This window comes from Brevundimonas sp. Root1423 (genome assembly GCF_001426805.1).
On sequence record NZ_LMFL01000067.1, the window covers coordinates 24,202 to 34,160 of the forward strand.

The 9,959-nt window shown below is 69.6% G+C and carries 11 protein-coding genes; 1 reads left to right on the plus strand and 10 read right to left on the minus strand.

Annotation, left to right across the window (positions count from 1 at the left end; all coding sequences use genetic code 11):
- Positions 1-16 precede the first annotated feature (16 nt).
- From ASD25_RS26830 to ASD25_RS26865, 9 genes are read right to left on the minus strand one after another with little or no spacing between them, the layout of a single operon-like run.
- Positions 17-412, minus strand: coding sequence for a RidA family protein (locus tag ASD25_RS26830; protein ID WP_055831445.1), 396 nt, complete (start codon positions 410-412; stop codon positions 17-19).
- Positions 412-831: a thioesterase family protein gene (locus ASD25_RS26835; RefSeq protein WP_055831443.1), complete on the minus strand. Its 420-nt coding sequence runs from the start codon at positions 829-831 to the stop codon at positions 412-414. The genes ASD25_RS26830 and ASD25_RS26835 overlap by 1 nt, the downstream gene beginning before the upstream one ends.
- Positions 828-2,633, minus strand: coding sequence for an AMP-binding protein (locus ASD25_RS32980; protein ID WP_056621495.1), 1,806 nt, complete (start codon positions 2,631-2,633; stop codon positions 828-830). Before ASD25_RS32980 ends, ASD25_RS26835 begins: the two co-directional genes overlap by 4 nt.
- Positions 2,633-2,947: an acyl-CoA dehydrogenase family protein gene (locus ASD25_RS31430; RefSeq protein ID WP_200943738.1), complete on the minus strand. Its 315-nt coding sequence runs from the start codon at positions 2,945-2,947 to the stop codon at positions 2,633-2,635. Before ASD25_RS31430 ends, ASD25_RS32980 begins: the two co-directional genes overlap by 1 nt.
- A complete protein-coding gene (locus ASD25_RS32915) occupies positions 2,923-3,903 on the minus strand; it encodes an acyl-CoA dehydrogenase family protein (RefSeq protein WP_200943739.1) in 981 nt (326 codons plus the stop codon). Before ASD25_RS32915 ends, ASD25_RS31430 begins: the two co-directional genes overlap by 25 nt.
- A gap of 3 nt (positions 3,904-3,906) precedes the next feature.
- On the minus strand, positions 3,907-4,719 hold the full coding sequence (locus ASD25_RS26850) for an enoyl-CoA hydratase family protein (RefSeq protein ID WP_055831436.1): 813 nt from the start codon (positions 4,717-4,719) through the stop codon (positions 3,907-3,909).
- Entirely contained in the window at positions 4,716-5,231 is a 516-nt protein-coding gene (locus ASD25_RS26855; protein ID WP_055831434.1) for a MarR family winged helix-turn-helix transcriptional regulator, read from the minus strand. The genes ASD25_RS26850 and ASD25_RS26855 overlap by 4 nt, the downstream gene beginning before the upstream one ends.
- Positions 5,228-5,989 carry an SDR family NAD(P)-dependent oxidoreductase gene (locus ASD25_RS26860; RefSeq protein WP_055831432.1) on the minus strand — a complete coding sequence of 254 codons (762 nt, stop codon included), beginning with the start codon at positions 5,987-5,989 and terminating at the stop codon, positions 5,228-5,230. The genes ASD25_RS26855 and ASD25_RS26860 overlap by 4 nt, the downstream gene beginning before the upstream one ends.
- A complete protein-coding gene (locus tag ASD25_RS26865) occupies positions 5,986-8,280 on the minus strand; it encodes a bifunctional salicylyl-CoA 5-hydroxylase/oxidoreductase (protein WP_235562897.1) in 2,295 nt (764 codons plus the stop codon). Before ASD25_RS26865 ends, ASD25_RS26860 begins: the two co-directional genes overlap by 4 nt.
- Before the next feature lie 164 nt (positions 8,281-8,444).
- Between ASD25_RS26865 and ASD25_RS26870 the strand changes: the two genes are divergently transcribed.
- Positions 8,445-9,437, plus strand: coding sequence for a helix-turn-helix domain-containing protein (locus ASD25_RS26870; RefSeq protein WP_055831427.1), 993 nt, complete (start codon positions 8,445-8,447; stop codon positions 9,435-9,437).
- A gap of 122 nt (positions 9,438-9,559) precedes the next feature.
- On the opposite strand, the gene ASD25_RS26875 is transcribed toward ASD25_RS26870, so the two are convergent.
- Entirely contained in the window at positions 9,560-9,790 is a 231-nt protein-coding gene (locus tag ASD25_RS26875; protein WP_055831424.1) for a hypothetical protein, read from the minus strand.
- Positions 9,791-9,959: the final 169 nt, after the last annotated feature.

Here is a 9,959-nt window from a genome sequence, read left to right on the forward strand (position 1 = left end):
GTCGGCCTGACCCCGTTTATGCGGGGACGACGGCGGTGGTCTCGATCTCGACGCGGGCGGAGTCCTCGATGAGCCCCTTGACCTCGACCACGGCCATGGCGGGGTAGTGGGGCCCGATCAACTCGCGCCAGACCGCGCCGATCTCGCGCAGGGCGGACAGGTATTCGGCCTTGTCCACCACGTACCAGGTCATGCGGACGATGTGTTCGGGGCCCGCGCCGGCCTCGGCGAGGACGGCGAGGGTGTTGTCGATCGTCTGGCGGAACTGGTCGGCGAATCCCGGCCCGGGGAACACGCCCTCGGGCGTCCAGCCGATCTGGCCGGCGACGAAGACCATGCGGCCGGTCGCCTCCACGCCGTTGGAATAGCCCTTCGGCCGGGGCCAGCCTTCGGGAAGCAGGATCCGGTTCATCAGGGCGTCTCCACGAAGGGGGCGAGGCGGGCGCGAAGGGCCTCGGGCCAGGGCTCGGGCTTCAGCGAGGCGCCGACGTAGACGATGGTCTGGGTCGCCTCGAACCGCAGTTCGCCGCCCGAGCTGATACGATGCCGCAGGCCGCACGACGCGCCGCCGAGCTTCGTCACCGTCAGTTCAAAGGTCAGCTCGTCCTCCAGCCGCGACGGGGCGATGAAACGGGCCTCGACGGCGGCGGTCGGGACGCTGACGTGGCGGTTGACGTGCAGCTCGCGGAACGAGGCCTGCAGCGGCCCGGCGAACCAGTCCTCGACCACCCCGTTCAGCATCTCGAAATAGCGCGGGAAGAAGACGATGCCCGCCGCGTCGCAGTCGGCGAAGCGGACGCGACGTTCGACCGTGAAGACCTCGCCCGTCATCCCGGCTCCTTGAGCCGGAAGCGCTGCAGCTTGCCGGTCTGGGTCTTGGGCAGGGCGTCGACGAAATCGAGCCCGCGCGGGTATTTGTAGGGGGCGATGACGCCCTTCACAAAGGTCTGAAGCTCGGTGCGGAGGGCGTCCGAGGGGTCGTGGCCCTCGTTCAGGACCACGAAGGCCTGGACGATCTGGCCGCGTTCGGGATCGGGGGCGCCGATGACGGCGGCCTCGGCCACGGCGTCGTGGCGCAGCAGGGCGTGCTCCACCTCGGGCGCGCCGATGTTGTAGCCGGACGAGATGATCATGTCGTCGGACCGGGCCACGAACCAGAAMYAGCCGTCCTCATCCAGCCGGTAGACGTCGCCGGTCAGATTCCAGCCGTCCTGGACATAGGCCGCCTGACGCGCATCATCGAGATAGCGGCAGCCGGTGGGSCCGCGCACGGCGAGGCGGCCGGTTTCGCCCGGTGGCAGGGGCCGGCCGTCCGCGTCGATGATCCGGGCCTGATAGCCGGGCACCGCCTTGCCGGTGCTGCCGGGGCGGATGTCGTCGCCGCGGGCCGAGATGAAGACGTGGATCATCTCGGTCGAGCCGATGCCGTCGATGATGCGGACGCCGGTCGCCTCATGCCATGCGTCGGAGGTGGCGGCGGGCAGGGCTTCGCCGGCCGAGACGCAGGTGCGCAGGGAGGACAGGTCGTGGTCGCCGGCCAGCTTCAGCAGGGCGCGGTAGCCGGGGCGGAGGATGTCGTCGCCGCGGGCCGAGATGAAGACGTGGATCATCTCGGTCGAGCCGATGCCGTCGATGATGCGGACGCCGGTCGCCTCATGCCAGGCGTCCGAGGTGGCGGCGGGCAGGGCCTCTCCGGCCGAGACGCAGGTGCGCAGGCTGGACAGGTCATGCTGGCCGGCCAGCTTCAGCAGGGCGCGGTAGCCTGTCGGGGCGGTGAACAGGGCGGTGGCCCCGCAGCGCTCGATGGTCTCGGCCAGGGCCTCGAAGCCGGGGCGGGGCGCGAAGGCCGTCGCGGCGCCGACGGCGGCGGGGAACACCACCAGACCCCCAAGACCGAAGGTGAAGGCGATCGGCGGGGTGCCGACGGCGATGTCGTCCTTCGTCAGGCCGACGACGTGGCGGGCGAAGGTGTCGGCCATGGCGAGGATGTCGCGATGGAAGTGGACGCAGCCCTTGGGCTTGCCCGTCGTGCCTGAGGTGAAGGCGATAAGGGCCGGATCGTCGGCGGCCGTATCGACGGCGTCGAAGCGGAAGCCGGCCGGCAGAGCCTGGGCGGCCGCCTGCAGCGCGGTGGAATCCATGACGTGGGTCAGTGAGGGCGAGGTCGCACGGGCCTCTGTCACGGCGTCGGCGAGGGTTGAATAGACCAGCGCGTGGCTGATCCGGGCCTTGTCGATCACCGTCGCCAGTTCGGCCGCGCGGAGCATGGGCATGGTGGCGACGACCACGCCGCCGGCCTTGAGGATCGCGAACCAGGCCAGCACCGTCCAAGCCGAATTCTGGCCGTGCAGCAGGACGCGATTGCCGGGGATCAGCCCCATGTCCTCGACCAGCACCCGCGCCATCCGGCCCGAGATGGCGTCGACCCGGGCCCAGGAGAATTCGTGGTCAAAGTCGATGAGCGCGCGGGCGTCAGGGCCTGCCGCTTCAATGGCCCGGCGCAGCAGTTCGACGCCGGCGTTCAAACGCTCGGGATAGGCCAGTTCCGGCAGGTCGAAGACGAGCTCGGGTTGCTGGTCCGCCGGCGGCAGGTGATCGAGGACGAACCGGTCGATGTGGGCGCTGGTCCTCATCAGGCGCCTCCGCCCATGCCGGCGAGGACCTGCCGCGCGATGACGATCTTCTGCACCTCGGACGCGCCTTCATAGATGCGCAGGGCGCGGATCTCGCGGTACAGCCGCTCGACCGGATGGCCCGAGACGACGCCGAGGCCGCCGAACAGCTGGACCGCCGCGTCGATGACCTGCTGGGCCTCGTCGGTGGCGTAGAGCTTGGCCATGGCGGCCTCGCGGGTGACGCGCGGCGCGCCCTGATCCTTCAGCCAGGCGGCGCGGTAGATCAGCAGGGCCGAGGCGTCGATCTTCAGCAGCGCGAACCCGGGCAGCATGAACCCCAACCCGCCGGCGCGCCCTGATCCTTCAGCCAGGCGGCGCGGTAGATCAGCAGGGCCGAGGCGTCGATCTTCAGRGCCATGTCGGCCAGCGAGGCCTGCACCAGTTGCAGRTCGCTCATCGGCGCGCCGAACAGCYGGCGGGMGMCGGTGCGSSWSGCGGCCTCGTCGAASGCGCGGCGCGAGAAGCCGAGGGCGGCGGCGGCSACGGTCGAGCGGAACACRTCCAGCGTGGCCATGGCGATGCGGAAGCCGTCGCCCGGGGCGCCGAGGATGCGGTCTTCGTCGATGCGGCAGGCGTTGAAACGGATGGTGGCCAGCGGATGGGCGGCCATCAGGGGGATGCGTTCGACGATCTCGAAGCCGGGGGTCCCGGCGTCGACGACGAAGGCGCTGATGCCCTTGGCGCCSGTCCCYTCGCCGGTGCGGGCGAAGACGGTGTAGCGGTCGGCGAGGCCGCCGTTGGARATGAAGGTCTTGGTCCCGTCGAGGACCCAGCCGTCGCCGTCGCGGCGCGCGGAGGTCGACAGGGCGGCGACGTCGGAGCCGGCGTCGGGCTCGGACAGGGCGAAGGCGGCGATGGTCTCGCCGGACGCGACGCCGGGCAGCCAGCGGGCCTTCTGCGCGTCGGTGCCGAACAGGCTGATCGGGCCGGAGCCGAGCCCCTGCATGGCGAAGACGAAGTCGGCGAGGCCGGAGCGGCGGGCGAGGGTCTCGCGCGTCAGGCACAGGGTGCGCACGTCGAGCTTTCCGTTCGCATCCGGCACCGCGTTGTTCAGCCAGCCGCCCTCGGCCAGCGCCTTCAGGATCGTCCGGCAGTCGCCGTCGAGGTCGTGGTCGCCGTGCAGGTGCAGCGCGTCGCCGTTCGCCTCGGCCCAGGCTTCGATGTCGGCGGCGAAGGCGCGGTGGCGTTCGTCGAAGAAGGGCCAGTCCAGGAAGGTGCGGTCGGCCATGGCTCAGTTCCCCTCGAACACCGGCTCGCGTTTCGCCGCGAAGGCCTCGTAGGCGCGACGGAAGTCCTTGGTCTGCATGCAGATGGCCTGGGCCTGGGCCTCGGACTCGATGGCGGCGTCCAGGCTCATGTCCCATTCGACGTTGAGCTGGTTCTTGGTGATGCCGTGGGCGAAGGTCGGGCCCCTGGCCAGCGGACGGGCCAGTTCCAGCGCCGTCTCCATCAGCGCCTCGCCCTCGACGACCCGATTGTGGAAGCCCCAGCGCTCGCCCTCGTCGGCGGTCATGACCCGACCGGTGAACAGCAGCTCCGAGGCGCGGCCCTGGCCAATCTGGCGGGGCAGGATGGCGCAGGCGCCCATGTCGCAGCCGGCCAGGCCGACACGGGTGAACAGGAAGGCCGTCTTCGTCCGCGGCGTGGCGATGCGCAGATCCGAGGCCATGGCCATGATGGCGCCGGCGCCGACGCAGACCCCGTCCAGCGCGGCGATCACTGGCTGCGGGCAGCCGCGCATCGCCTTGACCAGATCGCCCGTCATGCGGGTGAAGGCGAGCAGGGCCGGCATGTCCATTTCGGTCAGCGGGCCGATGATCTCGTGCACGTCGCCGCCCGAGGAGAAATTGCCGCCGGCGCCGGTGACGATGACGACCTTGCAGTCGTCGGCGTGGACCAGGGCACGGAACAGGTCGCGCATCTCGGCATAGGAGTCGAACGTCAGCGGATTCTTCCGCTCGGGCCGGTTCAGGGTCAGGGTGGCCACGCCGTCGTCGTCCACCGACCACAGGAAATGGGCCGCCTTGTAGTCGCGCGCCTTCATCCGTTCAGCTCCTCGTGCGTGGTGGCGTGGAGCGACCGCTTGGCGCGCTCCAGCAGGCGGGTCAGGTCGTCGGCCTCGGCCGCGGTCAGGTCGGCGAACAGGGCCTCGAGCCAGCGTTCGTGAGCCCGGGCCATGGCGGTGAAGCGGCTCTGGCCGGGCGGCGTCAGGCGCAGGCGCTGAACCCGGCGATCAGTCCCGGCCATGGCCTCGATCAGGCCGTCGGCCTTGAGCCGCGCGGCGAGGCCGGTGACGTTGCCGTTGGACACCATCAGCATGCCCGCCGCCTCGCCCATGGTCAGGCCCGCCTCGCCCGCGCGATCCAGCGCCGACAGCATGTCGAACCGGGGCAGGGTGGAGCCGAACTCGTCGCGCAGGCGCTGGGAAATGGTCTGTTCGATGGTGGTGGTGCAGGTCAGAAGCCGCAGCCACAGGCGCAGCGAGCGCTTGCCGTCGGGGGCGCCGCCCAACCTGTCCGGAAGCGGGCGGTCAGGAAGAGCGGCGGCGGCGCTCACAGCTCGCCCCCGGCCACGGGGACGGCGGCGCCGTTGACCCCGGAGGCGCCGTCGCCGCAGAGCCAGACGATGGTCATGGCCACTTCGTCTGGCGTGATCAACCGGCCCTGGGGGTTGGAGGCGGCGAGGGCGGCGCGCGCCTCGTCCTCGGTGCGGCCGGTCTTGCCGATGATCGCTTCGATCGAGCGGGCGACCAGTTCGGTTTCGGTGAAGCCGGGGCAGACGGCGTTGACGGTGACGCCCTTCGAGGCGACCTCGAGCGCCAGGGCGCGGGTCAGGCCGACGAGGCCGTGCTTGGCCGCGACATAGGCCGAGACATAGGCGTAGCCCTTCAGGCCCGCCGTCGAGGCGACGTTGACGATTCGGCCCCAACGGCGCGTCAGCATGCCCGGCAGGACCAGTCGGGCGGCTTCGGCCGGAGCCTCGAGATTGAGCGCCAGCATGGCGCGGAAGGCGTCGGCGTCGGTCTTGAGGAAGGGGGCGGACGACGCGGCGCCGGCATTGTTGATCAGGATGTCGATCGGGCCGAACCGGTCGCGGCCGACCTCGATGGCGGCGGCCAGGGCGTCCGGGTCGGTGACGTCGGCGGGGGCGGCGAAGGCGAGGTCGCCTATGCGGTCGGCTGTCTCGTTCAGACGGGCGACATGGCGTCCGATCAGGGTGACCTGACAGCCGGCCTCGGCCAGCCGTTCGGCCGTCGCCCGGCCGATGCCGGAGCCGGCCCCGGTGACCACGGCGTGGTGTCCGGTCAGGCTCATACGGGCCCCGCCTGCGACGACTTTTCAAGGTTGCGGGCCAGCTGGGCGAAGCCGGCGCGGTACTGGACCGGCGGCTGAATCCCGCGCCAGCCCAGTTCGGCGGCTGCGCGCAGGCTCCAGTTCGGATCGGCCAGATGCGGCCGGGCGAGGGCGCACAGGTCCGCGCGGCCGGCGGCGAGAATGCTGTTCACGTGGTCGGTCTCATAGATGTTGCCGACGGCCATGGTGGCCACCCCCGCCTCGTTGCGGATGCGGTCGCTGAAGGGCGTCTGGAACATGCGGCCGTAGACGGGTTTCGAGTCCGGCGAGGTCTGGCCGGCGGAGACGTCGATCAGGTCGCAGCCGGCCTCGGCGAAGGCGCGGGCGATGGCGACGGAATCCTCGGGCGTCAGGCCGTCCTCGACCCAGTCGCTGGCCGACAGGCGGACGGACATCGGCTTGTCGTCGGGCCAGACGGCGCGCATGGCGGCGAAGACTTCCAGCGGGAAGCGCAGCCGATTGTCGACGGAGCCGCCGTATTCGTCGGCGCGGTGGTTCGACATCGGCGTCAGGAAGGACGACAGCAGATAGCCGTGGGCGCAGTGCAGCTCGACCATGTCGAAGCCGGCTTCATCGGCCCAACGCGTGGCGCGGACGAAATCATCCCGGACGCGGTCCATGTCCACGCGGGTCATTTCACGCGGAGTCCGGTCTTCGTCCGACCACGGAATGGAGGACGGGGCGATCAACTCCCAGCCTTCCTCGAGCGGTTGGTCGGCGCGCGGACCCCACGGCCGTTCGACCGATCCCTTGCGTCCGGCGTGGGCCAGCTGGATGGCGAGGCGCGAACCCTGCCCATGGACGAAGTCGACAATCCGCCTCCAGGCGTCGCGGTGCGCGGGACGGTACATCCCTGCACAGCCCGGCGTGATACGGGCGTCGGCCGAGACGTCCGTCATCTCGGTGAAGACCAGTCCCGCCCCGCCCAGGGCCCGGGCGCCGAGATGGACGAGGTGGAAGTCGCCGACCGTCCCGTCCTCGGCCGAATACATGCACATGGGCGACACGACGACACGGTTGGGCAGGGTCAGGCCGCGCAGCCGCAAGGGCGCGAACATCGGCGCGGGCGGTTCGTCCGTAGGCGGAGCGCCCGCGCTTTCAGCGAACCAGCGCTCGACGCTGGTCAGAAACCCCTTGTCGCGCAGGCGCAGGTTTTCGTGGCTGACGCGCTGGCTGCGGGTCAGCAGGCTGTAGGCGAATTGCAGCGGGTCGAGGTCCACATAGCGGTCCACCGTCTCGAACCATTCGGTCGAGTTGCGCGCCGCGCTCTGCAGCTTCAGCACCTCGACCCGGCGTTCCGCTTCGTAGTCGGCGAGGGCGGCGTCGAGGTCGCCGCCTTCTGTCAGGGCTTCGGCGAGGCGGATGGCGTCCTCGAACGCCAGCTTGGTGCCCGAGCCGATGGAGAAGTGGGCGGTATGGGCGGCGTCGCCCAGCAGCACCACCTTGCCGTCGCGCCAATTGGCGCAGGCGACGCGCGGGAAGTTCAGCCAGGCCGAGCCGCGCAGATGTCTGGCGTTGCTCATCAGGGCGTGGCCGCCCAGCCAGTCGGCGAACAGCGCCTCGGCGGTGCGGCAGGTCTGGTCCTGATCCATGGCGTCGAAGCCGAGGCCGCGCCAGGTCGCCTCGGTGCATTCGACGATGAAGGTCGAGGCGCCCGGCTCGAACTGGTAGGCGTGGGCCCAGATCCAGCCGTGAGGGGTCTCGACGAAGGCGAAGGTGAAGGCGTCGAACGACTGTCTGGTGCCCAGCCAGATGTATTTGTTGGTCCGCACGTCGATATCGACGCCGAAGACCTCGGGATTGTCATTCCGGATGCGGCTGTTCAGGCCGTCCGCGGCGACGACGACGTCGGCGGGCAGGGCGCGAATGTCGGCGACCTCGTCCTGGAAGCGGAGGTCGACGCCCAGCGAGCGGGCGCGGTCCTGAAGGACCGTCAGCAATTTCTGGCGGCCGATGCCCGCGAAGCCGTGCCCGCCAGAACGGATCGTCCGACCGTGAATATGCACGTCGATATCGTCCCAGTGGACAAAGGCCGCCTCGATCGCCGCCGCTGTTTCGGGGTCGTTGAGCTTGAGATTCGCCAGGGTCTGGTCGGAGAACACCACGCCCCAGCCGAAGGTGTCGTCGGGCCGATTGCGCTCGTGCACGATCACATCGAGCGCCGGGTTCCGCAGCTTCAGGGATATGGCGAGGTACAGGCCGCCGGGTCCGGCGCCGACGACGGCTATGCTTGTGACGGCCCGTCCTGACAACATATTTTAAGCCTAAAACAAAATCGGGAGGCCGTCTATGGGGGATGAGGCGCCGCCGCCCGGAGCAACCGGTTGACGCACGGCGTTCGTTCAGCCCAAGTGCGACGAGGCCGTGGACGCCAGCGTCTGATTTCCCCACCTTTGCGTAGCAGTATCCGTCCCGCATGACAGAGCGCTTCAGTTATTCCAGCGACGCGCTGTCCGAAGGCGAGGCGTTCGAGGCCTATCGGCTGCTGTATAGCAACGGGTCGGATGTAACCCGGGGCGACGGGCCATTCCAGGCCCAGGTCAGCGCGTGGCGGCTGGATGGCCTGCTGCTTTTCGAAAGGCGCCTGACGGGGGTGGTCCATTCCCGGGATGGGCGGGCAAGCAAGGATCGCTTCGATCATATCGTTCTGAGTCTGGTGATCTCGGGCCAGGTCATTGGCGGGGCGGCCAGTGGGTTCAACCTGGCGAGCCCCGGAGAAATCTATGTGATGGACACGGTTCGTCCTGCGCGGACTGAATTCATCGATGCGCATGTTCTGACCGTCAGCGTGTCCCGTGACCTGATCGAGGCGGCGCGTGGAACGGCCGGGGGGCTGCACGGACGGCTGCTGAAGGCGCCACGCAATCTGATGCTTGCGGACTTCCTCCGGTCGCTGGCCCGCCACGGCGACACGATCGAGACCGAGGCGCTGCCCGGGCTGGCGCGAGCCTTCATTCATATCCTGGGGGCCGTCGAGGACAAGGGACGCGTCGGCAACGAGGCGCATCGGCGGGAATATGCGCGCCGCGATGCGGTAGGGCGGATGATCGAGGACAATCTGGGCGATCCGGGCCTCTCGGTCGCGACGGTGAGCCGGGAAACCGGCATGTCCCGCTCGGCCCTTTACCGGCTGTTCGAGGACTATGGCGGCGTCGCCCGGCTGATCCAGAACCGTCGGCTGGACGCTGTGCGCAGGGCCCTGGACAACCGGACGGCCTTAACGCTGGCCGAACTGGCCCATAGATTCGGACTGGGCGACGAAGCGGGCCTGAACCGGATGTTCAGCGAGGCCTACCAGGTCTCCGCACGAGCCTATCGCGCCGAGGTGGAGGCCTCGTATCCGGGCGATCCCGAGGACAGCCGCCGCAAATGGGTCGGCTGGATGCGGGAGGTCTCCCAGGATCACTGACGGCGCCGTCGCGCGCGCCCGGTCCCGGCGCAAACGACAATGGCGCAAACGAAAACGGCGGCTCCCGGGGGAGCCGCCGTCCATGATGGTCTGAAGGCCGACGAACTCGTCAGCCGGTCGACTTAGTCGCTCTCGGAGTCGTCGTCGGCGGCAACCACCGCGGCGAAGGCGGCGATGGCCACCACGGCGAAGATCAGGCCGGGGGCGATCGAACCGCCGAACTCGTCGGAGGCGCCGGCGGTGCTGCCCACGCGGTCAGCGACGCTCGGGGCGGCGGAAACCTGGTTGGCGGCGACGGCCTGGCCGGCGATCAGCAGGGCGCCGGTCGCGATTGCAGCAAGAGTTTTCTTCATAGGTCGGCTCCGTGATGATTAGACAGCGTCGGCGAACACAACACCACGCGGAAGCGATAGTTGCAAGCCAAGGCGGCTATCTCCCACGTCTATTGCCGTTTCGCCACAGTTCCGGACCGCCCCACGGCGAATTTCGCCGGAACTGTGGCGCGGAAGGCTCAACTCCAAG

Coding starts and splice junctions, on each gene's coding strand:
- ASD25_RS26835 (WP_055831443.1), bottom strand. CDS start 831: ATGACGGGCGAGGTCTTCACGGTCGAACGTCGCGTCCGCTTCGCCGAC.
- ASD25_RS26875 (WP_055831424.1), bottom strand. CDS start 9,790: ATGAAGAAAACTCTTGCTGCAATCGCGACCGGCGCCCTGCTGATCGCC.
- ASD25_RS26860 (WP_055831432.1), bottom strand. CDS start 5,989: ATGAGCCTGACCGGACACCACGCCGTGGTCACCGGGGCCGGCTCCGGC.
- ASD25_RS26850 (WP_055831436.1), bottom strand. CDS start 4,719: ATGAAGGCGCGCGACTACAAGGCGGCCCATTTCCTGTGGTCGGTGGAC.
- ASD25_RS31430 (WP_200943738.1), bottom strand. CDS start 2,947: ATGCTGCCCGGGTTCGCGCTGCTGAAGATCGACGCCTCGGCCCTGCTG.
- ASD25_RS26870 (WP_055831427.1), top strand. CDS start 8,445: ATGACAGAGCGCTTCAGTTATTCCAGCGACGCGCTGTCCGAAGGCGAG.
- ASD25_RS26830 (WP_055831445.1), bottom strand. CDS start 412: ATGAACCGGATCCTGCTTCCCGAAGGCTGGCCCCGGCCGAAGGGCTAT.